A 24797-nucleotide genomic window follows, 5' to 3' on the forward strand; every position below is an offset into this window, starting at 1 on the left:
GCAATCCCTTAAACGAACCTCAAGGAACCGTTTCAAACGCTGGCTGTTTGACGGCGTCGAAGAAATCGAGGGCCCGCACGAAAAAGAGGGCCACCACCAACAGCATTCGTGGTGGAAAGTGATGTGCTTGACGGGCGTCGACTACTTCTCAACGCTCGGTTACCAACCCGGAATCGCCTTCATCGCGGCGGGCGCGTTGTCGCCGATCGCGACGATGATCCTGGTTCTGCTTACCCTCTTCGGCGCGCTTCCCATTTACAGCCGAGTCGCCAAGGAAAGTCCGCACGGCGAGGGCTCGATCGCGATGCTCGAACAACTCTTGTCGCGTTGGAAGGGAAAACTCTTCGTTTTGGTTCTTCTCGGATTCGTCGCGACGGACTTCGTTATCACGATCACGCTGTCCGCGGCCGACGCGACGGCTCATATCCTTGAAAATCCATTTGTTCAAGGCCAACTCCACATTCTCGAACACCCGGTGTGGCTGACTCTCGTCCTAATCGCGGTTCTGGGCGCGGTCTTCCTACGGGGATTCCACGAAGCTATCGGAATCGCCGTCATACTCGTCGCGGTCTATCTGTTTCTCAATCTTATCGTCGTCGGAGTCGGCTGGTACGAACTTCTCACACATCCGGAACTTCTCGGAAATTGGAAAGAGGCCTTGTTCAGCTATCGCGGCGCCGGAGGAAACGTCTTTCTTCTCATCGGTTTCGCTCTGCTTGTCTTTCCAAAACTCGCACTCGGTCTCTCGGGATTTGAAACGGGCGTCGCCGTGATGCCGTTGGTCAAGCGTGAGAACCGGATCGGAAACACCCGCAAACTGCTCGCGACCGCAGCTCTGATTATGAGTTTTATGCTGATTGCGAGCAGTTTCGTGACGAGCGTTTTGATTCCGGCACGGGAGTTTTGCCCGCAGGTGTCGTGCGACGATACGAGTCGCATCCACGAACTCGAAAACCTTCCCGCGTGCGCCTGCGGACTCGAAAAGGGCAAAGCGAACGGCCGCGCGCTCGCATACATCGCCCACGATAAGTTCGGCGAGATATTCTCGCCGACGATCGGCAACGTTTTCGGCACGATCTACGACATTTCGACGATCCTGATCCTTTGGTTCGCCGGCGCTTCGGCAATGGCCGGTCTGCTCAATATCGTTCCGCGCTATCTACCGCGATACGGAATGGCACCCGAATGGGCCCGCGCGACACGCCCGTTGACGGTCGTCTTCACGGTACTTTGCTTCGGCGTGACGATCCTTTTTCAAGCGGACGTCGACGCCCAGGGCGGCGCCTACGCAACCGGCGTTTTGGTCCTGATGTCGTCAGCGGCCGTCGCCGTGACGATCTCCGCCTGGAACCGCAAGAGCGGCTGGAAATGGGCCTTTGCGACAATCTCCACCGTTTTTGTTTACACGACGATCACGAATATCATCGAACGCCCGGACGGCATCAAGATCGCATCGTTCTTCATCTTCGCGATCATCGCGTCTTCGTTCATTTCGCGCGCGTTGCGTTCGACAGAGATACGTGTCGACCATATCGAATTTGATGAAAAAGCCACGGAGTTCCTCAACGAGCTGAAGGATGAGGAGATACGGATTGTCACCAACCGGCGTGAGAAGGGAGACGTCGCGGAATATCGATTCAAGGAACACGAAAAACGCATCGACAACCATATTCCGTCGACCGATCCGGTTGTCTTTTACGAGATCGAGACCGGCGATGCGTCCGAATTCAAGGGCAAACTGAAGATTCGCGGCTTCGACATCGACGGTTACAAGGTGCTGAGAACCCAGGCCCCGGCCGTCCCGAACGCGATCGCGGCGCTGCTGATGCATCTTCGCGACGAGACCGGAAAGATCCCGCACGTTTATTTCGGCTGGAGCGAGGGCAATCCGATTATGTACCTGATACGCTTTGTGCTCTTCGGTGAGGGCGACACCGCTCCGGTCACCCGCGAGATCCTCCGCCAAGCCGAGTCGGATCCCGAACTCCGCCCGAGCGTCCACGTTGGAGGTTGAGGTTGATTTTGGATTGAGGAGATTCCAGAGATTCCAGAAATTCCATAGATTCCAGAAATTCCATAGATTCCAGATTCCAGAGATTCCAGTTCCAAGAATTCCAGGGATTCCAAGAATTCCAGATTCCAGAGATTCCAGATATTCCAGATATTCCAGGAATTCCAGAGATTCCAGAGATTCCAGAAATTCCAGGGATTCCTGGAATCTCTGGAATCTTCGGAATCTTGGAATCTTTGGAATCTTGGAATCTTTGGAATCTTTGGAATCTTGGAATTCTTGGAATCTCTGGAATCCCTGGAATCTCTGGAATCTCTGGAATCCCTGGAATCTCTGGAATCTGGAATTCTTGGAATCCCTGGAATTCTTGGAATCTGGAATCTCTGGAATTCTTGGAATCTGGAATCTCTTGAATCTTGAATCTCCGGAATCTTGAATCTCCGGAATCTTGAATCTCTTATTGGAATTCCTCCGGCGTTCCGACTTAGAATCTAAGTCGAATGGAAATCTATTTTCAGCTCATCACCGATGCCGAAGGCGTCGCCAACGCCTGTGCCGAACTTGCCGGCGAGGACTTTCTCGGATTCGATACGGAAACCACCGAGCTTGATCCGTTCGACGGAGATCTGCGCCTCGTTCAGCTCAGCAGCGGCAAGAACACTTTCGTTATCGATATCAAACCGTTTTCGAAACTGGGGAACTTGCGCTCACTCGCGGAACTCAAGCCGCTCCGGGACCTGCTTTTTGCACCGCGGCCGATCAAGATCGCGCACAACGCGAAGTTCGACGCCAAATGGATCAAACATCACCTCGGAACCGATCTCAACGGCATTTTTGACACGATGCTCGCGAGCCAGCTGATCGCCGCCGGCGACCAGGACCGGCGCCACAACCTCGCCGAGGTTGCTGCGTTTTTTCTCGGAATCGAGGTCGACAAGTCCGAGCAAGTCTCGGACTGGAGCGCCGCCGAACTGAGCCCGTCGCAGATCCAGTATGCAGCCAAGGACGCGGCGGTGATGATCGCGCTCCGCGAACGGATCGTCGAACGGCTTAAACAGGACGAACTCATCAACGCGGCGAAACTCGAGTTCGATTGCGTGATGCCGATCGCGGCGATGGAGCTGAACGGATTCTACATCGATCAGGGACGCTGGCGGGAGCAGCTCGAGAGAGTAAAGAAACAACTGGCGGTCATCGCGGCGGAACTTCAGCAGATGTTGTCGGCCGGCGTCGCGCAGGCCTCGCTCTTCGGCGTTGCCGAGATCAATCTCGATTCGCAGGCGCAGGTTTTGGACGCGCTCAAAAACCTCGGTGTTCCGGTTCCAGATTCAACGCGGCAATGGCAACTCGAACCGCTTGCGCACAAGTATCCGGTGGTCGCGAAGCTTCTCGAATACCGCGGGGCGGCGAAGGCCGTATCGAGCTTTGGTGAGAATATTCTGGAGTTCATCAATCCGGGAACCGCGCGGATCCATTCGGATTTCCGACAGATCGGAGCGCCGTCGGGACGATTCTCCAGTTCGAAACCCAACGTCCAGCAAATTCCGCACGAAGAAGAATACCGCCGTTGTTTTCGCGCGCCGGACGGCAGAAAACTCATCATTGCGGATTATTCACAGATCGAGTTGCGAATCCTCGCCGATTTCTCGGGCGACGAGAACTTCATCAGCGCGTTCGAGTCCGGCGCGGATTTCCACAAAATAACCGCATCGCAGGTTTTCAACGTTCCGGCGGAGGAAGTGACGCCCGATCAGCGTTCGTTCGCAAAACGCCTGAATTTCGGGGTCGTGTACGGGATCGGCGCTTCGCGTTTCGCGTCAATGACGGGATTGACGCAAACGGAGGCCGAAGACACGTTGCGACGATACTTTTCGACGTATCGGGGACTGGACGGTTGGCTGCGGGAAGCCGCGCGCAAGGCGGTTCACGAACGCATTTCAAGAACCGGATCGGGCCGGATGTACCGGTTTAGATTTGATGAGAACGATCGGCAGGCGGTAGCAGGTGCACAGCGCAACGGCAAGAATTTTCCGATCCAGGGAACGTCGGCTGACATCCTCAAACGCGCGCTTCATTTGCTCCACGAAAAGATGCGTGGCACGAGCGCGATGCTCGTCAACATCGTTCACGATGAGATTCTGGTCGAATGCGACGCGTCCGACGCCGAATCAGCGAAAACAATGCTCGAAGCGGTGATGCTCGAAGCCGGGGCAACTTACGTCTCGCGCGTCCCGATTAAGGTCGACGCGCACATCGCCGATGAATGGAGCAAGTAGTTTGGCCTTAGGCCGCCTGTGAGTCTTTCGAAACGATGTAGAGGATTCGGGTGCAACTCTCGCACTCGATGATCTGGTCGCCGCGGCGAACTTCCATTTGGACCTGCGGACGGAGCGACATAAAGCAAGCGCTGCACGAACCGTTAACCACCTCGGCGACCGCGATTCCGTCGCGGCTGCGTTGAACAAGGCGGTCATAAACGGTCGCCAGGTTCTTCGGCAGAGTCTTGAAAACACCGCCGCGTTTGCCCTCAACGCCGGCCAGTTCCTTTTTCGCCTTGGCAACGTCCGCGTCAAATTCCGCGAGCGCCTGTACGCGTTTCGATTCGAGGGAATCTATCTCGTCGGCGCGTTCAGCCAGAACTTTCTCGATCTCTTCGATCGCCGCCATTTTCTCGATCAACTGAGTTTCAAAGGCCGCGATCTGTTTTGCCAGCGCATCCGTTTCGCGCATCGCCGTTTCGTATTCCTTCTGATTCTGCGAATGCTTCAGATTGCGTTCGGCGCGTTCAAGATAAGTTTTGTTCTCAACGATCTCTTTTTCAATCTCGGCGCGTTCGGCCTTCGTCTGGTCGTGGCGATATTGAATCTCCCGAATAGAAGAGGCGTGCTGTTCGAACTCCTGTTCGATCGCGGCACGCCTTTCGTCTGCGGATTCGATTGTTTTCTTCAACCGGCGGATGTTGGAATCGGTAAGTTGTAGTTCGACCAGTTTCTCGAGTTCTGCTTTCACCTATGAAAATATCTCCCTGCATTAATGCTGATTTGAATATCACATATTATCAAACGCCGTGCAACTTTTCGAATCCCGCGGCTTTGCCGGGACGTGTGGCCTCAAGATCCGGACCGGGTGGCGGCGCGAAAACGCCGTGCACTTTCAAATCAGCCCAGAAATGTCCGGAAATGCCCGATCAAATCCTCGAGTTCGACCGAAACCCTCATTTCGTCGGCATCTATCTTGAACCAACCGACCTTTTCTTCGAATTTCAAAAGTTTCAGGCAGTTGTCGGCTCGCGGCATCCCAAAATGGGTGATGCGCGCGACCGCAAGGGCATTGCCGCGCATAAATCCGTCATTCGGAGTCCGCGTCCAACCCGCTTCGACGGTCAGACATCTCACTCCTTGACGAAACTTGATCGAAGCCCCGGAAACCGAAGCCTTTTCGAAAGTGAAGCGATGCGGATCTTTGGTTTCGATCTCGATCCCGGCATTGCTCCGATTGGCGTGGCCGGCGATCCGTTCGAACGCGGCGAAGAGTTGCTCGACGGCGCGTTCGCGAATTCTGTCATTGGCGGCTTTGACGGCGAGAAAATCGGCGAAATGTCCGCGCGCCGAGTTGCTCCGCGCGGCCTCGAAAAGCAGTTCTTGCCAAACGTCATCAAGTTCGTCCATCGTTTTGAAGCATACAGTCCGCAACGGCGGTTTTGCAATTTTCGTGGTATTATCTTGAAACATCAAACGTTGAACGGCAGCGGAGCGGCGGCTATCGCAATGGATCGATTCGACGCGCAGTTATGAAAAAGTTCGCAATCATATTTCTCATTGCCGCTTTCGCGCTCACCGTTTTTGGCCAGAAACCGAGACCGACTCCGAAGAAAACCCCGAAACCGACTCCGGTTGCGGTTCGGACGCCCGGAACCGAAGCCGAAGAATTCGAAAAAGCGAAAGCCCTTGCGAACGCCGCCGAACGCATCAAGGCGTTTACTTTGTTCATCGAGAACTTTCCGCAATCGACCGAGATTGCCAGAGCGCGCGGACTGATCGTCAGCGCGCGGGCGGTTCTCGCCGAAGAGAAGTTGGTCGCCGGCGACACAGCGACGGCCGCCGCGCTGTTCACGCTCGCCGTGAACGACGCTCCGACGCCGGTTCCGGACGAACTCTTTGCGAAGGTCATCCTCGGTTTTCCGCTCAGCCTCTATTCCCGCGAGCAGCGGGCGCCGGCATTCGATATCGTCAAACTCATCGAGGAGAAGGTCGGTTCGAATCCGTCGCAGCTTCTGGACCTTGCCAAATTCTACGTCTCGGTTCAGTACGGCACTGAAGCCATCAGGCTCGCCGAGAAATCGGTGGCGCTCGACCCGCAATCGGCCGTCGGTCACCAAACGCTCGCCGTTGCCTACAAGATGAACTTCCGGCTCGAAGACGCTGCCGCCTCGTACGCGAAGGCGCTCGAACTGAACAGCGTTTCGCCTCTGACGCGGCAAAATCTTGCCGAAATGAAACGGGCGCTTGGGAAAGCCGATGAAGCGGTCGCGATCTACCGCGAAATGCTTGCGTTCGACGCTGAGAACTCGGCGGCTCGGTCCGGAATTGTTCTCGCCCTTTTTGAGAGCGGCAAACGCGCCGAGGCCGAAACCGAACTCGCGGCGGCGCTCGAAAAAACGCCGAACAATCCGGTTCTGCTAACCGGCGTCGCGTACTGGTACGCGTCCGCGGGAGACGCTGAAAAAACATCGATCTACTCGAAAATGGCGCTCGCGGCCGATCCGACCAGCGTCTGGGCATACATTGCCGAGGCGCGCGGACTGATGATCGAGAAGAAGCCTCTCGACGCCGAACGCGTGCTGCTCGTTGCACGTCAATACGGCGACCTCCCGACGCTCGATTACGAACTGGCGTCGGCCCGAATCGCGGCCGGTTTCTTTCGCGAGGCCGCGGAAACGTTGAAACGCAACTTCGCCGTCAACAAAGACGGACTTATTGAAACCTATCTCGGCAACCGGATACTGGCGGACGCGAGATCGTTCACCGACTTGCTGTCGCTGGAACGGCGTTCGGTTATCTTTACAAAAGAGGCCGCCGATAACACCGAAACGGCCGGAAAACTCAAATCGCTGCTCGGCTTTTACCAAACACTTGAAAGACCGGACGCAACCGATTCTGAACTGGTGAGATCGGTCGATGAATTCGTCAGCGGTTCCGACAATTTCCGGCTTCATCGCCAACTTTATGCGGCAACCCGGCTATTGAATAAAAAGACGGCGCTGCCGAAAGTTCTTGAACTGATGCAGTCCGCGATCGGGACGGTCGATGCCGCACTCGATGTTCCGAACCCTTCGGCGGCCGTTTTGGCGGACGAACTTTACGACAGCCGGCAGTATTTCATCGCGCGCTCGCAACTGGTTTCGGTCAATGAACTGCCGCGGCCGAAACTCTCCTCGATCCTCCGCGGGCGCATCGAAGAGACGGCCGGCGCTGCGTATTTGGTTCAAGAAGATGCCGGGCAGGCGATCGTTCGGCTGAAACGCGCGCTGACGGTCTTGCCGGAAAAAAGCACTTGGTGGAGGTCGAGCCTGCGGCGCCTCGGCGAGGCTTATCTCGCAGACGGCAAGGACGCTTTGGCCCTCGAGTCTTACATCAAGGCATATGACACTGATCAGCCCAGCAAAGAACAGCGCGCCGCGTTGGCGGAGCTTTGGACCAAGGTCAACGGCACGATCGACGGCCTCGACGCGCGCATCGGACCTGATCCGTTTGCCGAAACGGTAGCGAAGGTCGAGACAACGCCGACACCTGAAGTGAAGCTGCCGCAGGATCTGCTTCTCGGCCCGACTGCAACTCCGACGCCGGAAAGCGTTCCGGTTTCGGTTCCGACGCCGACGCCGGAAGCCGCGCCGACCGTCGAACCGACAGCGACGCCGACGCCGGAAGTCCCGCCGACCGTCGAACCGACAGCAACGCCGACGCCGGAACCCGCTCCGACCGTCGAACCGACAGCGACGCCGACGCCGGAAGTCGCGCCGACCGTCGAACCGACAGCAACGCCGACGCCGGAACCCGCGCCGACCGTCGAACCGACAGCGACGCCGACGCCGGAAGTCACGCCGACCTCGACCACAGACGCCGGAACCCGCTCCGACCGTCGAACCGACAGCGACGCCGACGCCGGAAGTCGCGCCGACCGTCGAACCGACAGCAACGCCGACACCGGAAGTCACGCCGACCGTCGAACCGACAGCAACTCCGACACCGAAGGTCGAGACGGACACACGCTCCGACGTTCCGGTCAGGACCGTCGAGAAACCGGTCGAAGCTGAACCGTTGCCGCCGACACCGACGCCGACCCCGAAACCTCTTTTCGACCCGATCATCATCACGGTCGGCAAGACCGATCAACCGAAAACGGAATCGACCCCGACAGTCGAGCCGACCCCAACCGCCGAACCGAAGACCGAATCGACGCCGAGAGTCGAGCCGAAAACGGATTCGACACCCGCGGTTGAACCGAAGATCGATCCGACTCCTGAAAGAACCGAGCCGTCACCTGAGAACGTAGCCGTCAATCGAGTTTCGGAAACCGACCCGAAGGATTTGTCCGGCGAGACAAGGCCGCGCCTTGTCTCATCCGATCCCGCGATCACGCCGTGTACGATCATCGTCAGTCAAGACGTGATCTCGATAGTCGCCGGCGGCGGCAGCCTCGGCGTCCTTGCAGGTTTTGACGATGACACCAACGATCCGGCGCTGATCACGGCGGTCTCAAGCAGCGCCGCCGATGTCGAGGTGGCGTCGGACCGCGCCATCGGATTTAGTTCCAAACGTGCGTTTTTCGTAATCAAATCCATCAGCGAGAAAACCGGCGCTTTCACCGTCACTCTGCAGGCCGCCTGCGGAAAAAAGGAAATTCAAGTAAAAGTCAGATGATAACGAACGAAAATCCCGAGGCTGAACCGGCTTCCATAACTGATTTCCGCAGCGGTTACGTTGCCCTGATCGGCCGCCCCAACGCCGGAAAGTCGACCATTCTCAACCGGCTCGTCGGCGAAAAGATCGCCGCCGTTTCGAACAAACCGCAAACGACCCGATACCGGATTCAAGGAATCGTCACACGAGACGCCGGCCAGGTCGTGTTCGTTGACACACCGGGCGTCCATAAGCCGGGATATTTGCTCAATCGGCGAATGATGTCGGCCGTTCACGACGCGATTCTCTCGGTCGATCTGCTGGTGCTGATGCGCGATGCGAGCGTCTCGACCGGAAACGGCGACAAATTCGTGCTCGATCTCGTCAAGGAATCGGGCAAAAAGGCGATTCTGGTGCTCAACAAGATCGACAAGATCAAGGACAAGGCCGAGCTCTTGCCGCTGATCGAAAAATACTCGGCGGAACACGAATTCGCCGCGATCGTCCCGATATCGGCGCTCAAAGGCGACTCGGCGGAGCTCATTCTCGACGAGATCATCAGGAATCTGCCCGCGGGCGAGGCGATCTTCGACGCCGACGAGATGACGGATCAGCCGGTCCGCGCGATCGTCGCCGAGATGGTTCGTGAAAAGATACTCTCCTCGACCGGCGAGGAGATCCCTTACGTGACGGCGGTCGTGACCGAAATGTTCGACGAATCAAACCCGAATATCCCGAAGATCTTCTGCGCGATCTATGTCGAACGCCCGTCGCAAAAAAGCATCATAATCGGCAAGCAGGGCGCGAAGATCCGCGATATCGGCACCCGGGCGCGCGTCGATATCGAGAAGTTCCTCGGCAAGCAGGTCTACTTGAAGCTCTTCGTCAAAGTCGTCGAAGACTGGCGCAATCAGGAACGCCGGCTCGACGAGATCGGAATCAGGGAGTGATTTGGGATTTGCGATTTGCGATTTGCGATTTGGGATTTGGGATTCCAGGTTCCAAATTCCAGATTCGGGAGCTTTGAAAGACCCGCGGGTTCTTTGTATTCGGGGCCGGGACGAGTCGGTACTATCTGCGGTAGCGGATGGTTGAAGATAGGTTGGTATCAATACTTCGGTCCGGGAGTGCCGCAACCAACCATCCGCTACCGCAGATGGTACCGACTCGACGCGATTGCAACGCGATTCGGGATTCCCGGTCTGGAACCCTTGGAATTCTGGAATCCAGAATCCGAAATACTTGGAATTTCTGGAATCTGGAATTCCTGGAATCTGAAATGCGGTCAACCGTTAACCAATGAATAACACACCGAAACAGTGGTTTGCTCTCGATTTCGCGGCGCTGCCCGAGGCGGCCGAGGCGGTCGAGTTCGCGCTCAATTCGCTTGACGCGCTCGGCACCGAAATCAACAATCTGGGACCGAACCGCAATGACATACTGAAGGTCGTCGGGTATTTCAACGAAAAGCCGACCGACGCGGCGATCGAATCGGAACTCGCCGGGGCGATCGCGATCTACGCGCTCGACAAGGACTCCGCGCACATCCACGGCTGGCGCGAGGTCAAGGATCAGGACTGGCTCGCCGAATGGAAAAAGCACTGGAAACCGACCGAAACCGCGCGATTCGTGATCGCGCCGACCTGGGAAACGGTTGAGGAATCCGGGAAAATCGTCATTCGCATCGAACCGTCGATGGCATTCGGCACCGGGACGCACGAAACGACGCGCCTTTGTTTGAAAGCCATCGAGGAGAATTACCGCCCCGGCGAATCGTTTTTGGACGTTGGCACCGGCACCGGAATCCTCGCGATCGCCGTTTCGAAACTCAACGAATCGCCGGTTCGAATTCTCGCCTGTGACACGGACGAGGATTCGATCAAGATCGCGATCGAAAACGCCGGGTTGAACAACACGCCGGAAATCGAATCGTACGTCGGTTCGATCACGGACGAGACACCCGAATTCGACGTAGTATGCGCCAACGTCACGCTCGACGTGATCGTCCCAATGCTCCCTATTCTCGTATCCAAAGCGCGGCGCCTCTTGATCCTCTCGGGAATCCTCGTCGAGCAGGAACCCGCGATTCGCGAAGCACTTCTAAATCTCGGCTGCGCCGATCCAAAGATCGAGCCGATGGGCGAATGGATCAGCGTGATCAATGCAGAAACGCGCACGAAGTAAGCGTGCGTGGCCTTGAGGGTACCGGACTCCCGAGGCGACCCGCTCGCGTTGCGCGTATGCACGATTTGAAGGTACGCTTACTCCGAGCGCGATTCTGCACGCTCACTTCGTGCGCGTTTCTGCATTTGCTATTGATCTTTCAGAATCGGTTTTACCGCTGACGGGATGTCGCCGTCGTCGGTGATGGTGATCGACGGCTGGCGCGGCTTTGATTTTCGGCCTGAGCTCATTCTTAGCGCCGGCGGGAGTTTCGGGGCGCCGACGGTTTTGATCGTTTCCATTGCCTGCGTGCGTTTCAGGATCGCGCCGCCGCGGCCGGCGACCCAGAGGTCCGTGCCGCCGAGGTAGACGACGGCCTGCAGGACGTTGCTCGTGACGTTCGTCTGAGTTTCCCAGGTTCGCCCGGCGTCTTCGCTGCGCAGGACTGTTCCGATCTCGCCGACCGCGATCGCCGCGTTCTTGCCGTATGCGAACACCGCGAAAAGATTGCGTTTCGTTGGCGATTCCTGGTCGATCCACGTTTCGCCGCCGTCTTCGGTCCGAATTATGGTCCCGTTTGTGCCGACCGCGAATCCGATCTTCGTATCGTAGAACGACACTGCGTAAAGATTCTCCCTCAAATTCGTCTTAATCCGGCGCCAGGTGAATCCGCCGTCGTCGCTGACGATCACGGTTCCCTTGTCGCCGACCGCGACCGCGCGCTTCTCGTCGAGAAACTTCACGTCTTCGAGCCAGTTTTGGGATCCCGATTCAACCGGCACCCAGTACGCGCCCGCTTTGTCGGTTCGGATTATCGTCCCGTTTCCACCAACGGCGATCCCCAGAACTTCGTTGACGAAACTGACGCCGAAGAGATCCTCCGTCGTCCCGGAAACGCCCGGCCCCCAACTCGAACCGCCGCTGATCGTGCGCAGTACCGTGCCCTTGTCGCCGACGATCCAACCGCGTTCGTCGGTCACGAAACTGACCGCATTGAGATTCGCCGGAACGCCGGAATAAACCGGCAACCAGTCGCGGCCGGAATCGTTGGTGATCAGGATCCGGCCGCGCGAACCGACGGCAACGCCGAGTTCGTTGTCGAAAAACAGTAGATCGTTGATGTCCTCACGGCCGCCGCCGGTCAGTCGCTGCCAGGAGAATCCGCCGTCGTCGGTGCGCAGGATCAGTCCGTTGTCGCCGGCGGCCCAACCCGTGAAGCGGTCGGCGAAGAAGATCGAAACGAGTTTCGGGTTCGTCCGGACGTTGAACGGCAACCAGGTCGTGCCCCCGTCGCCGGTAAGCCAGACGAGTCCTTTCGAATCGGACATCGAACCGTTCTTCTCATCCGCGAAATTGAGCGAGAGAAACTCTGATTGGCTGTAAACGTTGACGCGTTCCCAAGTGTCGCCGCGATCACGGCTCACGGCGACACAACCCGATGCGCCGACGGCCACGATCCGCTTGTCGGAAACATAGCTCGCGGCGTTGATCGTCGTCCCGCCGCACGGCATCGACAACTTCCACGAGGCGCCGCCGTCTTTGGTAACGGCGGCGATGCCGTTCTGGCCCGTGACGACGGCTGATTCCGGGCTACGCACCGAGATTCCGGCGAAATGCTCTGATGTTCCGGCGATCTGGGGCTTCCAGGTCGCACCTCCGTCGTCGGTTTTTAGTATCCGACCGTAAGTCCCGACGACCCAGCCTGTCCGAAATCCGTCGCCGGCAAACGCGACTCCGCTCAAATGGTCGCGGACATCCGTGACGATCTGCCGCCAGTCTTTTCCGGCATTTTCCGTTACGAGGATCGTCCCGCGCACGCCGACCGCCACCGCGCGTTTGGCGTCGCGCACGAAAACACCGGAAAGCGTCGTGTCGATCGGCGCCGCGACGCGTGACCAATCGAATCCGCCGTTTTCGGTTCTGAGGATCGTGCCGTCGGAACCGACCGCGAAGCCGAGTTCCTTGTCAGGTGCGAAATGAATGGAAATAAGTGAGTTTCCCTGGGGACGCGGATTCTGCCACGACCAGCCGCTGGCCTTTCGCGTTTGCGCAGGCGCGGCGAGCGCGAGGCCCAGCAAGGCGAGACAGATCAGAACCGCCGGAACGAAAAGGCGCAGAGAGAATCCATCAATCGGATTTCTCAGTGTCCCGGCGATTTTCTGACTAAAAACACTAGACTTCAAATCTGATTTACTCCAAAAAAAGAACCGGGCTTTGCCGTGTCCCGGCGGCCGAACGGTAAAAGAACCCTCTTCAGATCTCTTTGACGCCGATCTCGGCTACCAACTCGTCGAACATCGCTTCATCGACGCGGCCGAGTTCGGCGGTTTTGCGTGCCAGCGTATCGACGATCTCCTGAACTTCGTGACCGGAATGTCCTTTGACCCATTCCCATTTGATGTCGTGTCTCGACGCCGCGCGGTCGAGTTTCTCCCACCATTCGTGATTGGTCTTGCGCCGCCACGTCCCGCCCATCGTTTCAACGACATAACGCGAATCCGACAAGAGCCGGACCTTGCAAGGTTCGGTGAGGGTCGAAAGACCGACCGTCGCCGCCGCGATCTCGGCCTGCTGATTCGTCGCGTTGCCGAGATACTCGCCGAACGCGCGCCAGAAACCCTTGTAGCCCAACGCGGCGACCGCCGCGGCTCGCGTCGTTCCGCGCCCGTTCCCCAACGACGAGCCGTCGCAAACGATCGTAACTTTCTTCATAATTGCCGCTACTCTCCGTACTGCGTCGTTTGAACCTTCCACAGGAAACTGAAGAGCATTCCGACAATAATACTATAAACGATGAAAAGTGCGGCGTCTTTGATCGCACCCGAGAGGACGAATCGCTCGACGTATGGATCGCCGCCCCATTCATAAAAGGCGTACGGGAACCCGAGCCGATTCATACGGTTGCGAAGTTTCGTCTCGGACCCGACGGTCAGCGTGATGAGCATAAAGACCGTATACGAAACGACCGCCGTCGCAACGCCAAAGGCGAATGCTTTAATTGAAAAGTAACGTTTCATGTTTTGAGTTCCGCCTTCAGACGGCCCCGACTTCTTCTTCCCCGAGGATCACAACATTGTCCGCGAAACTCTCGAACGTGTCGTCGTGCGAAATCACGAAAAGCTGATCGAACGTTTTGCGCTGGCTGATAAGACTGATCTGTTCGGCGAGACGCTCGCGCCGGATCGCGTCCATATTGGTCGTCGGCTCATCGAAAAACGCGAGCCGGATGTCGGACAACTGTTTCAAAAGCGCGAGGCGAACGGCCAATGCGGCGGCCATCTGTTCCCCGCCCGAAAGCACCGCGAACGGGCGATCGTAACCGTTCTCTTCAAGCACGATCGCATAATCTTCGGTCCATTTCAGATTGCGCTCGGCGTTTCCGGTGATCTCGCGAAACATCTGCGCGGCCTCGAGCGAGACGTGATAGACATAATTCCTGGCGACGAGCGGCGCGCTTTTCTTGAGCGTCGCGCGGATGAACTCCGACGCTTCGTAGATCTTCTCGAGCCGTTCCCGTTCAAGGAATTCCGTCTGCATCTCGCGGCGGACGAGGCGCAGCTTTTCGATCTCGGTTTCAAGCTGCGTCGCACGGCCGTGCGCGTTCGCGAAGTTGGCGCGGTTTTCGGCGAGGCGTTTTTCCGCTTCAAACAATGCCGTCCGTTCCGACTGGTGGCGCTCGCGCTCGTATTCCTTGCCCGCAAGTTCAAGATCGGCCGCGCTCTTCAATAACGCAGCGGCCGTCGTCTCGACCTCGGCGCGGGCGTCGGCGACCATCTTTTCGCGCTCCGCCACCGACTTGGCCGCCGATTCGTTTGCCAGAAACTCGCGGTGCGCGGCTTCGGTCCGGTCGCGCTCGGCGATCGATTCGGCCCAGTTCGAATCGAGGTCCTTGTACGATTCGACCATTTCGTTCTCGATCCGCAGATCGCTTTCGAGCCGTTCAAGGTTCTTGTCGATCTCGGTCAGACTGTGCCGATAGTCCGCCTCGCGCGCAACCTCTGATTCGGCGGCGATCAACCGCGCTTTCGGGTTGCCGAGCGCCTTGATCCGCTCTTCCGCGGCGGCAAGATTCGCCCTGAGATCGCCGAGATCGCCGAGATCCGCTTCAAGCGATTTCATTTCGGCGGCGACGGCGACCCCCTCTTCGCGGAGATCGTTCAACCGCGATTCCTGCGCTTCGAGTTTCGCGGCGCTTCTTTGCGCCTCGCGCGCGGCGGCGAGTCTCGTGGCGACCGATCGCAGTTCAGTGTCGCCGGCGCTGATCGACGCTTCGATCTCTTCGAACTTGCTCGTCACAAAGTCTTCGAGCGACTGGCCGGGTTTCAGATTCAGGCATTTTTCCGAAAGAATCGGGCAGAGGCCGTTTTTGATCTCGTTCTGAAATCGCTTGTCGGCGTCGAGCCGGGCGCGAAATCCGGCGAGTTTCCTTGTCAGTTCATTGCTCTCGCTCTCAAGCGCCGGGACTTCGGCCGCCGCCGCCGATTTTTCTCTAAGCTCTGCAACGGCAACGTTTTGCACCCTGTATCGCTCGCGAAGTTCGGCAACCTTTTGCTGCAAACGCTTGACCGCAGCCTCGTTGGGTTCGCGGCGCGCGATCTCGGATCGCAATCGATCGCGCTCGGCGTCAAACTTGACCTCTTCTTCAGCCTGCGGCTTGAGTTCGACGATCGTCTCGCGCGCTTTCGCGATCCGCGCCAGATCCTCCTTGATACGATTCTGACTTGCGATCACGTTCGCTTTCGCCGTCTCGATCGTGGCGATTCCCTGCCGGAGTTTGTCGCGCTCGACGCGCTCCCGGTCGAGTTCGCGCAACATCCCGAGCGCTTTCTGGTGCGCGAGATGATCGGCCTCGACCGCCCTCACGCGCTCGGCCGCCGATTTCGCGACGGCCAGTTCGATCTCACGCTGACCGAGAATGAACTCGGCCCGCGATCCGGCGTTTTCGAGGCGATCCGACTCGGTTTTAAGCGCAATAAGCCGCGCCTCGTTGGCGTCGAATTCCCGGACGGTTGCGGCCCGTGTCTCGACCTCTTTTTCCACTTCCGAGACGGTGTTCGCGAACGCTTCGGCCTGCGTCTGAAACTGATTGAGTTCGGCTTCGACGATCTCGAATCTCGAAAGTGCGCCCTCGGCGCGGGCGATATTCTCGCGGACATCGGCGATCCGCAATTCGACGAAGCGCGAAGTTTCTCGCAGTTTGTCGGCGCCGAAACGATAATCGTCAACCTTCAACAACTTATCGAATGCTTTTTTGCGGTTGGTCTCGGTATCGAGAAAAACGGCCGTAAAAGTCCCCTGCGGAACGCCGATCGCGGTCCGAAAAAGCACTTCGAGATCGGTTCCGGGCTCGACGCCGAGATGCTGCCACAGGAACCGCGCGACCTCTTCCTTCTTGTCGGCGATGCGGATCTTGAGTTCCGGGTCATAAACGTGATATCCCGTTCCCGTATCGCGATAGACCTGATAGCGGCGTTCGTCGAAACTGCTTTCAAACGTCACGCGCGCGACGCCTTTTTTCGCGCCGCGACGGACAAAAAGATCTTTCTTGTAGCTCGTCAAATCGAACAGCGTCCACGCTATCGCCTCGATCAAAGTCGTCTTTCCCGCACCGTTCTCGCCGACGATCGCCGTTGTCCCGCGCTGAAATTCCTGCGAGAATTTCGTGTGAGATTTGATGTCTTCGAGTTCGATCTTGGTGATATGCACGGCAGTTCGGTTTCGGATTTCTGATTTTGGATTTTGGATCGGACGCCTTTCGGACCAAATTCCTTGTTTTGGATAGATTTTAGATTACGCGCGCGCAATTGCGAAATCCAGGAATCGGGTTGCGAAATCGTTCGGCTTCTGTGCTAATTTAATCGCGAGAATCTCCCCGAAAATTCGAACATAATGAAAAGAATAAGACTACTATCTGTCGCTCTGACGATTCTGTTGCTGTCGATTCCGGCGTATGTCTCGGCGCAGACGAAGAAACTGACCGTTCTCTACTCGAACGATCTCCACGCGCATCTCGAACCGCATCGCGTGCCGTGGATCAGCGAGACACGGCTCGTCGGCGGATTCGCCAACTTCGCGACGCTCGTCAAACGCGAGAAGGCGAAGAATCCGAACACGCTCTATTTCGACGCCGGCGATTTCTTTACCGGCCCGTACATCAGTTCGCTGACCAAAGGCGAAGCGGTGATCGACGCGATGAATTATCTCGGGATCGACGCCGCCTGCGTCGGCAATCACGAGTTCGACCACGGCTGGCAGAATGCGCGCCTTCAGTTCGAGAAGGCGAAATTCCCGATCCTCAACGGCAATATCTTCATCAAGGGAACCGAGCAACTCCACTGGAACAACCCGTACATCGTCAAGGAGGTAAACGGCGTGCGGATCGGAATAATCGGACTGCACGGGCGGTTCGCGTTCTACGACACGACCTCGGATGAGATGATCCAGGGCATCGAGGCGCGCGACGAAGAGGTTTATCTCAAGAAATACATCGACGAACTCAAGCCGAAGACCGACCTCATCGTCCTGCTGATCCATCAAGGCATTCCGGGACGCCAATCGACGAGCGGCGCGGTCGACGTCGCGCGTAATCTGCAAAAAGACATCGAACTTGCGGAGCGCGTCCCGGGACTTGATCTGATGGTCACCGGCCACGCGCACACCGGGACGCCCAAGCCGCTCATTTCGAACGGCACGATCATCGTTTCGACCGACGCCTACACGATCGAGCTCGGCAAACTTGAACTCACCTACGACGTCAAGAAGGACAAGATCGTCAAGTTCAAAAATCACTACGGTCCGGTTTTCGACGACGCGATCCCGGATGATCCCGAAATGGTCGCCGTCATCAAAAAGTGGAAGGATAAGCTCAAGGTCATCACCGAGGAAGTTGTGACGAATTCAACGGTCGAACTGACCCGGTCGTACGGCGAGGAATCCCTGCTCGGCGATATGGTCGCGGATGCGATGCTCGACGCGTATCCCGATTATGATTTCGCGATCACGAACAGCGGCGGATTGCGGCAGGACATCGACGCCGGCCCGGTCACCGTCGGCGAACTGATCTCGGCGTTTCCGTTCCCGAACACCGTTTACCAGCTCGAGATGAAAGGCAGCGATTTGAGGAAGATCTTCGAGCACGGCGCGGGTCTGACGAACGGGATTCTGCAGGCTTCGCGCGGCATTGAGATGGAATATGACGAATCGAAACCGGTCGGCCAGCGCGTCGTCAAATGCCTGATCAAAGGCCAGCCGCTGGCGGACGACAAAACCTACAAGTTGCTGACGTCAAACTTCCTCGCCGACGGCGGCGACGGTTTCGCCGTCTTCAAAAGCGCGGCATTCCGCAAGAATACGGGCGTCGAGATACTCCAGTCGATGATCAAATACTTGAAGAAATTCGAAACCTTCGCCCCCAAGATCGAAGGCCGTGTGAAACGGGCAAAATGATTTGCGATTTGCGATTTGCGATTTGCGATTTGCGATTTGCGATTGGAGCGCAACCGTCCCCGGTTGCAATGAGCGCCGCGCGCGAACAAGCCTGACAATGAGCCTTCTTGGTTCACCGTATTGGAGCGCAACCGTCCCGGTTGCAATGAGCGCCTCGCGCGAACAGATCGCGTAGCGATTCTAGATTCAGCCGTGGGTTACAAACCAGAGAATCGGACTGTCGGAATCTCGTCGCGTCAGCGACGGCCGAGTCTATTCCCGACATTCCCGAGATTCCCCGTCCGCAAAGCCGATCGGGTCTTCGGAGATGAATCCGCCTAATTGAGAGTCGTACCAACGAGCGGGTGAACTTGTCAATCTCGTGCGGCGTAAAGGCATAGCGCGTCGAGAGTTGTCAACTTCTTTTCCGGACGGTTCGCTCGGCCGATCGCTGCTTAACGATCGGTTCATTTCTTCAACGCCGTTTGCTCCAGGCGCTCAGCCAGCCAGACCTTGATAATGGATTGGCGCGTTACGCCCAGCCGACCCGCCTCCCTATCAAGCGACTCGATCATCCAAGCCGGAAAGTCAACGTTCACCCTTTTCTGTTCCTGCAACGGCCGACGTGCCTTTGAAACGTCCAACGCGTCGACAACGCTCTTGCCGCTGTCGAAATCAGCATCGAAGTCTTTAGCTTTCATAAAGTGTAACCTCTTCGGACCGAGACCGTCGAACTGAGATGATGCGGATACTCTCGCCCCGAAATGTAATTACTGCCGACCAGTGCTTGCCGCTAATTCGTCCGACGATCAAATATCGCGGCTCACCAACCGTGAGTGCTGGAATCTCGATCAATTAAGGATCGTCCCAGAGTTCTTGGGCCTCGACGAAGTCAATGCCATGCTTCTTCGTATTGGCAAGGCTCTTCCGCTCATCGAACTCAAATCGGAACATAGTATAAAAACTATACCAATCCAAGGGCACAGCGCAACTGCGCGAATGTGGTCGATCTCGTCTTCGGACCTTCGCTCTGATCCACACATCGCGGCCCGTTCCCGACATACCGGTAGAGATTAACATCGCCGCCCGCAAATCCTATCGGGTCTTCGGAGATGAATCTTCCCAAATTGCCGTCGTACCAGCGGGCGCGCTAGTAGTGCAATCCGGTGAAATCATCGTACTCGCGGCCGGTGAACTTGTATCTCGTCGCAAGGTTGCCGGTCGCGTTGCCGAATGAATCGTACGACGCCGATGACGTGACGTTTCCGGAACTGTCAGTTAGAGGATGACTCGCAACGGAAAATCAGATGTTAACTTCGGTCTTGAATAAACCTTTGAAATCCCCGCGTTTCGATAAGTCCCTTAGCCGTTTGTCAATGACTCATCGAATGGATGCCACGCAAATTGGATATCTGAGCACTCAATTCGCCATTGGTCGCCGTAAACAAATCGGATCTCGTGAACGACTGATCCATCATCGGAAAGCCCGATTTCATCGACGGCCCAGTCACTGTGAGTCTTCGTCTCAAACTGATTGCTTCGGAGCGAAATCTGATAACTCGAAACCATCTTGTAATCAAAAACCAACTCGCCGTCGTGAAATGCTCCGAACAATCTCAATCGGATCGCGATCTGCCCATTCTCTTCGGTTACCGAAACGGATCCGACCGAAGAATCATGCGGGCAACGGTGATCGCTCGCGTCGTAATACCAGTCAGAAATCGCAAATTTGCGAACCCCTTCCGGTAGCCGATCGGCAACTTCATTCAGCGAACGACGGTACTCGTCAAATAATCGCCGCCACACAGAGGCCGTAACCTGAGGCGCGGATGAGTCCAGATAGCGCATTTCAATAGATCTCCTCGATGTAACTTGGATTTGGCAACAACCCCAAGGGCGTCATGATGTACCGGTAGTTTCGGTTATCTTCAGCGAATTGTTCTCCAAATGTTCGACCGCATGATTCCGCCCTAAAATAAGTCCCATAGTCAATTAATAGACCCTCAACTATTCCAAGATACAACACGGTTCGCCCCATCGTTCCAAAGATCGATCGCCCTGGGAACAAGTACCTGCCGCCTTGAATATTTGCTGAACCCTTCGGAGGAATCAACTCGTATTGACGTAGAACGTCCACGTTCAAACCATTTAACTTGTTAAGTACGGGTTGAGGAAGTCCTTCGGGCGGAACCGACGGAAAGCCATGTTTCGCGATCCAGCCGTTCCGGCCATTAACAATGCCGACCTCCGCCTGAGCACCGATTCGATTTACCTTAGGCGAATAGACGTGAATCTCGAAGCCCTCCGGACCGTTGAAGCGATCGATACGGGCGCGGTATCCCATTCCTAAGTCGTGCGGGGCTAATTTGAGTAATGCATCATCAGAAATTGTTCCGAAAGGATCAACCGCACCAAGCGGCCCGTTTCCGACATACCCATACAAATTCACATCGCCGCCCGCAAACCCGATCGGGTCTTCGGAGATGAACCGTCCCAGATTGCCGTCGTACCAGCGGGCCCGGTAGTAATGAAGTCCGGTGAAATCATCGTACTCGCGGCCGGTGAACTTGTACCGGGTCGCAAGGTTGCCGGTTGCATTGCCGAATGAATCGTATGACGCCGACGAAGTAACATTCCCCGAAGCATCAGTCAGCGCGTTTGTTGACCCCAGATGATCGGCGATGAAATACCTGACGTCGCCGCCGGTCTGCATCCGGAGTTTGTTGTCGACGCCCGGGCCGTTGATGTATTTGGTCAGCGTTCCCGAATTGTCGTCGGCGATGACATCCGCGCCGTCGTAGATGAACTTCGTGTTCTCCTTCCCGCCGACGATGAACCGCTGAATTCTGCGTCCGAGAGCGTCGTATTTGTAACGTACCGTTTGCTTTCTTGTCGATGCCGAAACCAGCCTGTTGTCGAAATCCCACTGATAGCGCCAGAGCTCTTTGCCCTCGGCCTTCATCCGGATATTGCCGTTTGCATCGTAAACGTAACCGGCTGTATCGGTTGAGTTTACCCGATTGAACTGGCCTGTCTCATACCCGTAGTTCGCGCTCCGGTGCGACGCCGTCCGGTTGCCGACCTTGTCGAAATTATAAGATTCGGCCGGTTCCGTCGGACTCGTCATTCCGGTCAGCCGATTGACGAAATCATACGAGAAATTCCGGACCTTGCCCGGTTCGGTTACGCTTTCGATCTGGCTCGCGTTGTCATATTCGTACTGTCTGTCAAAGAGCGTCGCCGTCTGACTCGTGTCCATTACTCCCGCAGCTTGCATTTTTCCTAAGGGATGCCGGAATTCTCGCGATCAATTTCATGACGGATCCTCTGAAACGTCTCGATTTCGCGTGTGCCCCCGCCAACAAGCTCTTCATAGAACCGAGGATCGTCCAGCCATTCGGAAGGAAGAATCTGTGCTGCCATCCCGTTATGCCCCCACCCTAAACGCCACGTCGCCGAAAAATCTGCTGACGCAATCTCGAAAAACGCCGCACAAATCGGTACCGGATAATCGTCCGAATCATTTTCAAGAATGTAATACCAAGGTATCCCTTCCCAAAACACAATCCCATAGACAAAATAGTTGTTCCCGACCTCCAAATCCAGTTCATTCAAATGTACGGATTTTGACACAATCTCGCGAAGCGGATTGTCGTCAATCTGATCGAGTCGGTTGTTGACACATCGTACAATCATTGAATCTCCAATTGCCTTGACTACGGGGTTACACCGTTAGATATCGACCGGTGGGGTGCCGGTACGTTTCTTTCGAATCGAATCCCGAGGATTATCGCCAATTCCCATCTCTGAGTTATTCAGATCCACTCAACAAAGTTGTTTCCCCCAATAAAGGTCGATCCTTTATTCTGTAAAACAACCGAGCGCCTCGAATTAGACTTCCTCCGCCTCCTGAAAGCTCAAGCAATATCTCATCGTCTCCGAAAACCGTATTGAACTCGGGTTCTTGCCTGTGATCCAATTGGATTTCGACCACATCTTCTATCCGAAACTCAATCGCGGGAGCTTTGGCGTTTTGCGTTTGAACCAAAAGCCAAACAACCGGACTCCCCGCAAAGATCATTTGAAAATTCCCGTCAACATACTCGCCGCCCGTCCAACTAAGCTCGCGAACCACCCCGTCCTCAAAATAATCGCACGATTCAGCGAGTTGATCCCACCGAGCCCGACAATTAACTTGAATCCACGAATTAGTCTGGTTATCGTTCTTCATAATCGCCTTTCAAAAAATGATGTGCTTGCTTTGTCTGCCGCCGCCGGAGGATTGTCGCGGATTAGTCTGATCGTATTCGAAGGTATGATAACCTTCACCGTGTCTTGTCCCGGGCCCAACATCGTACTGCCTGATGCGATTTCCAAACCGATCATAGGTAGTTACCTGTTTCAGGTTTCCGAATCCGTCGAATCGTTGGTACGTTCCGTACGGCGAAAACTGAGCCGGTGCATATTTCGTTCGCCTAGCATAGTACTCTCCAGGAAGGAACAGATCGCCTTTCGTAGACTGACCTGCCACTCTCCCCGCAACCGGCCCGGCAAGCGTGGTGAAGAGGCCGCTTGCCCGCGTGATGTCTTCGGCCACGAATATCGCACGGTCCCAGCCGTCGGAGTCGTCGCAGTAGATCGCCTGTCCGAGACCGCGGCCGACGCGGAGCAGATCGACAAACCCGCGGATGACGCCGAGCGCCCTGATCGGCTGAATGCGAAGCCCCTCGTTGTAAATCGGGATCGCCGAGTAACCGATGATCGGATCAAATCCGATTGACTGTTCAACTCCATCAAGCCCGTTATCAAGGCCGTCGGCGAATTCAGCCGGATTCGCGAATCCTCCGCTGCTGTACATCGTCGGATCCTGATAACCGCTCGGATCGATCAGCCCCGATTGATCGATTCCGTTCAGCGGTCCGCTGCCCAAGTCGAAAAGTCAGCTCAGATCAATCGACTTCAGTTTGCCGGTTTCGTCAAACTGGATTGTCACGAACCCAAATGCACAGTCGGCGGTAATCACCGCATCCTTCAATTCGTTGTCGATGACGCTGGTTTTCGAAGCAGGATCGTCGAATCTGATCTCGAGGAAATATCCACCGGGCGAATATGGAAGTGCATCCGACTCGCCGCGTTCAGCCAGTAGTTTCTGAATTTCGGAGATGTGAATTGTCGCCATAGTTCGATTTAGGGAAGCGGAATGAAATCGCCGCTTGCCATTCGATTTGATACTCCGTTTGGCCTAATAGGGCCAACCGAAATTATTTTCATTGCATCCCTCGGCACCGTGATTCGTATTAGCTTGCCATCGACTTCTTGGATTACATTTATATGCCCTGACCGAACATCGAAATATCTCTTAGCCGATGGATTGCTGACCAAGCGCTGGAGATCGTCTTCCGACAGCTTGCCAGCCAGCGCCCCCAATCTTGAATCGGCAAGCTGGCCTGGAACACGTGGGTGAATGGCGAAAAGGTGATCGCCATTCTTGGCGCCCTGTGAAATCCCAAGCTCGATTATGTCATCCCCGGTTCCGGCGAGGATTCGCCTGACGCCGGGGCCGAGAACCCTGCCGACCTTTCCGAGGACTTTGCCGATGACGAAGCCGCCGACCGCATTGAACGCTGTCCACCCGACAAGTTTTGCTCCGGCCGCGAGCCGGTCTTCGGTCGAGCATCGATAGTCTCCGGCGATCCATGACCACTCAGCGACGTTGTCAAGCATCAACAGATCGGATACCGTGTTCGATACACCGTTGATTTCCCAGTATTCGACAGGCAGCGGATTCCGGAGATAGTTTACCGGCCCTTCCTGCAATCCAAAAGGATCAACCGCCCCCAGCGGCCCGTTGCCGACATACCCATAAAGATTGACATCCCCGCCGGCGAATCCGATCGGGTCTTCGGAGATGAATCGTCCGAGATTGCTGTCGTACCAGCGGGCCCGATAGTAATAAAGCCCGGCGAAATCATCGTACTCGCGGCCGGTGAAACGGTATCTTGTCGCCAGATTGCCGCTTCCGTTGCCGATGGAATCATCATACGTCTCTGACGACGTTACATTCCCCGAAGCGTCCGTCAACGCGTTTGTTTGGACGCCGATTTGCGATTAGATGCACCTTGACCGAAAAGACTATTTCGCTTTTCTTTCAACCTGAAATCTTTCGCCGTTTACAATCAGGAAGCGCGAGTCGTTTTTGTCGAACTTAATCACATTCGAATCAACCTTCGGGTCGAAATTCGTCACCTTCCCAAACGGATGAGTGATTTCGACTGACTCGCCGTCGGATTTCAGAAATA

21 protein-coding genes and 3 pseudogenes are annotated in these 24797 nt (G+C 56.2%); 8 read left to right on the top strand and 16 right to left on the bottom strand.

The annotated features are described in order from the left end of the window. The first annotated feature begins 121 nt into the window (after positions 1-121). The 3 genes from IPN69_20660 to IPN69_20670 all read left to right on the top strand — a co-directional run bounded on the left by IPN69_20660 (position 122) and on the right by IPN69_20670 (position 4287). Complete coding sequence (locus IPN69_20660) at positions 122-2014, top strand: amino acid transporter (GenBank protein MBK8813123.1); 1893 nt, start codon at positions 122-124, stop codon at positions 2012-2014. Beyond that, positions 2004-2447, top strand: coding sequence for a hypothetical protein (locus IPN69_20665; GenBank protein MBK8813124.1), 444 nt, complete (start codon positions 2004-2006; stop codon positions 2445-2447). Before IPN69_20660 ends, IPN69_20665 begins: the two co-directional genes overlap by 11 nt. Positions 2448-2511: 64 nt before the next feature. After that, positions 2512-4287, top strand: a complete 1776-nt coding sequence (locus tag IPN69_20670; protein MBK8813125.1) for a hypothetical protein — start codon at positions 2512-2514, stop codon at positions 4285-4287. Positions 4288-4294: 7 nt separating this feature from the next. Here the strand turns inward: IPN69_20670 and IPN69_20675 are convergent, their stop codons facing one another. Next, positions 4295-5020 carry a hypothetical protein gene (locus IPN69_20675; GenBank protein MBK8813126.1) on the bottom strand — a complete coding sequence of 242 codons (726 nt, stop codon included), beginning with the start codon at positions 5018-5020 and terminating at the stop codon, positions 4295-4297. Positions 5021-5169: 149 nt separating this feature from the next. Next, positions 5170-5679, bottom strand: a complete 510-nt coding sequence (locus IPN69_20680; protein MBK8813127.1) for a hypothetical protein — start codon at positions 5677-5679, stop codon at positions 5170-5172. A 122-nt stretch (positions 5680-5801) separates the two neighbouring features. Here IPN69_20680 and IPN69_20685 point away from each other — a divergent pair, with 122 nt between their 5' ends. The 4 genes from IPN69_20685 (at position 5802) to IPN69_20700 (ending at position 11094) form a co-directional block, all read left to right on the top strand. Continuing rightward, the gene (locus IPN69_20685; GenBank protein MBK8813128.1) at positions 5802-8324 is read left to right on the top strand and encodes a tetratricopeptide repeat protein; all 2523 of its coding nucleotides are present in this window, start codon (positions 5802-5804) and stop codon (positions 8322-8324) included. A 4-nt stretch (positions 8325-8328) separates the two neighbouring features. Continuing rightward, positions 8329-8931 carry a hypothetical protein gene (locus IPN69_20690; GenBank protein MBK8813129.1) on the top strand — a complete coding sequence of 201 codons (603 nt, stop codon included), beginning with the start codon at positions 8329-8331 and terminating at the stop codon, positions 8929-8931. After that, positions 8928-9860: a GTPase Era gene (era, locus tag IPN69_20695; GenBank protein MBK8813130.1), complete on the top strand. Its 933-nt coding sequence runs from the start codon at positions 8928-8930 to the stop codon at positions 9858-9860. The genes IPN69_20690 and era overlap by 4 nt, the downstream gene beginning before the upstream one ends. A 349-nt stretch (positions 9861-10209) precedes the next feature. Beyond that, positions 10210-11094 carry a 50S ribosomal protein L11 methyltransferase gene (locus IPN69_20700; protein MBK8813131.1) on the top strand — a complete coding sequence of 295 codons (885 nt, stop codon included), beginning with the start codon at positions 10210-10212 and terminating at the stop codon, positions 11092-11094. A 128-nt stretch (positions 11095-11222) separates the two neighbouring features. On the opposite strand, the gene IPN69_20705 is transcribed toward IPN69_20700, so the two are convergent. The 4 genes from IPN69_20705 to IPN69_20720 all read right to left on the bottom strand — a co-directional run bounded on the left by IPN69_20705 (position 11223) and on the right by IPN69_20720 (position 16779). Next, a complete protein-coding gene (locus tag IPN69_20705; protein MBK8813132.1) occupies positions 11223-13256 on the bottom strand; it encodes a hypothetical protein in 2034 nt (677 codons plus the stop codon). 70 nt (positions 13257-13326) lie between these two features. Next, the gene (locus tag IPN69_20710; GenBank protein MBK8813133.1) at positions 13327-13785 is read right to left on the bottom strand and encodes a ribonuclease HI; all 459 of its coding nucleotides are present in this window, start codon (positions 13783-13785) and stop codon (positions 13327-13329) included. 8 nt (positions 13786-13793) lie between these two features. Then, a complete protein-coding gene (locus IPN69_20715) occupies positions 13794-14090 on the bottom strand; it encodes a hypothetical protein (GenBank protein MBK8813134.1) in 297 nt (98 codons plus the stop codon). Between the two features lie 16 nt (positions 14091-14106). Continuing rightward, entirely contained in the window at positions 14107-16779 is a 2673-nt protein-coding gene (locus IPN69_20720; GenBank protein MBK8813135.1) for an AAA family ATPase, read from the bottom strand. Between the two features lie 183 nt (positions 16780-16962). Here IPN69_20720 and IPN69_20725 point away from each other — a divergent pair, with 183 nt between their 5' ends. Continuing rightward, entirely contained in the window at positions 16963-18519 is a 1557-nt protein-coding gene (locus tag IPN69_20725) for a bifunctional metallophosphatase/5'-nucleotidase (GenBank protein MBK8813136.1), read from the top strand. Between the two features lie 446 nt (positions 18520-18965). On the opposite strand, the gene IPN69_20730 is transcribed toward IPN69_20725, so the two are convergent. The 10 genes and pseudogenes from IPN69_20730 to IPN69_20775 form a co-directional block, all read right to left on the bottom strand. Continuing rightward, entirely contained in the window at positions 18966-19199 is a 234-nt protein-coding gene (locus IPN69_20730; protein ID MBK8813137.1) for a CopG family transcriptional regulator, read from the bottom strand. Beyond that, a pseudogene (locus IPN69_20735) lies at positions 19189-19452 on the bottom strand (BrnT family toxin). Before IPN69_20735 ends, IPN69_20730 begins: the two are co-directional and overlap by 11 nt. A 10-nt stretch (positions 19453-19462) precedes the next feature. After that, positions 19463-19660, bottom strand: a pseudogene (locus tag IPN69_20740) (hypothetical protein). A gap of 200 nt (positions 19661-19860) precedes the next feature. Then, positions 19861-20346, bottom strand: coding sequence for a hypothetical protein (locus IPN69_20745; GenBank protein MBK8813138.1), 486 nt, complete (start codon positions 20344-20346; stop codon positions 19861-19863). 1 nt (position 20347) lies between these two features. After that, a complete protein-coding gene (locus IPN69_20750; protein MBK8813139.1) occupies positions 20348-21775 on the bottom strand; it encodes an RHS domain-containing protein in 1428 nt (475 codons plus the stop codon). A 5-nt stretch (positions 21776-21780) separates the two neighbouring features. Next, entirely contained in the window at positions 21781-22113 is a 333-nt protein-coding gene (locus IPN69_20755; protein ID MBK8813140.1) for a hypothetical protein, read from the bottom strand. Positions 22114-22309: 196 nt separating this feature from the next. Next, complete coding sequence (locus IPN69_20760; GenBank protein MBK8813141.1) at positions 22310-22729, bottom strand: hypothetical protein; 420 nt, start codon at positions 22727-22729, stop codon at positions 22310-22312. A 9-nt stretch (positions 22730-22738) separates the two neighbouring features. After that, the gene (locus IPN69_20765) at positions 22739-23428 is read right to left on the bottom strand and encodes a hypothetical protein (protein ID MBK8813142.1); all 690 of its coding nucleotides are present in this window, start codon (positions 23426-23428) and stop codon (positions 22739-22741) included. Between the two features lie 9 nt (positions 23429-23437). Further along, complete coding sequence (locus IPN69_20770) at positions 23438-23677, bottom strand: hypothetical protein (GenBank protein ID MBK8813143.1); 240 nt, start codon at positions 23675-23677, stop codon at positions 23438-23440. Between the two features lie 638 nt (positions 23678-24315). Beyond that, positions 24316-24600 (bottom strand): annotated as a pseudogene (locus IPN69_20775) (RHS repeat-associated core domain-containing protein). Positions 24601-24797: the final 197 nt, after the last annotated feature.

The organism is Acidobacteriota bacterium (genome assembly GCA_016715115.1).
Classification (GTDB): Bacteria; Acidobacteriota; Blastocatellia; order Pyrinomonadales; family Pyrinomonadaceae; genus JAFDVJ01.

Coding starts and splice junctions, on each gene's coding strand:
- IPN69_20660 (MBK8813123.1), top strand. CDS start 122: ATGTGCTTGACGGGCGTCGACTACTTCTCAACGCTCGGTTACCAACCC.
- IPN69_20670 (MBK8813125.1), top strand. CDS start 2,512: ATGGAAATCTATTTTCAGCTCATCACCGATGCCGAAGGCGTCGCCAAC.
- IPN69_20680 (MBK8813127.1), bottom strand. CDS start 5,679: ATGGACGAACTTGATGACGTTTGGCAAGAACTGCTTTTCGAGGCCGCG.
- IPN69_20685 (MBK8813128.1), top strand. CDS start 5,802: ATGAAAAAGTTCGCAATCATATTTCTCATTGCCGCTTTCGCGCTCACC.
- era (MBK8813130.1), top strand. CDS start 8,928: ATGATAACGAACGAAAATCCCGAGGCTGAACCGGCTTCCATAACTGAT.
- IPN69_20700 (MBK8813131.1), top strand. CDS start 10,210: ATGAATAACACACCGAAACAGTGGTTTGCTCTCGATTTCGCGGCGCTG.
- IPN69_20710 (MBK8813133.1), bottom strand. CDS start 13,785: ATGAAGAAAGTTACGATCGTTTGCGACGGCTCGTCGTTGGGGAACGGG.
- IPN69_20715 (MBK8813134.1), bottom strand. CDS start 14,090: ATGAAACGTTACTTTTCAATTAAAGCATTCGCCTTTGGCGTTGCGACG.
- IPN69_20725 (MBK8813136.1), top strand. CDS start 16,963: ATGAAAAGAATAAGACTACTATCTGTCGCTCTGACGATTCTGTTGCTG.
- IPN69_20730 (MBK8813137.1), bottom strand. CDS start 19,199: ATGAAAGCTAAAGACTTCGATGCTGATTTCGACAGCGGCAAGAGCGTT.
- IPN69_20745 (MBK8813138.1), bottom strand. CDS start 20,346: ATGCGCTATCTGGACTCATCCGCGCCTCAGGTTACGGCCTCTGTGTGG.
- IPN69_20750 (MBK8813139.1), bottom strand. CDS start 21,775: ATGCAAGCTGCGGGAGTAATGGACACGAGTCAGACGGCGACGCTCTTT.
- IPN69_20760 (MBK8813141.1), bottom strand. CDS start 22,729: ATGAAGAACGATAACCAGACTAATTCGTGGATTCAAGTTAATTGTCGG.
- IPN69_20770 (MBK8813143.1), bottom strand. CDS start 23,677: ATGGCGACAATTCACATCTCCGAAATTCAGAAACTACTGGCTGAACGC.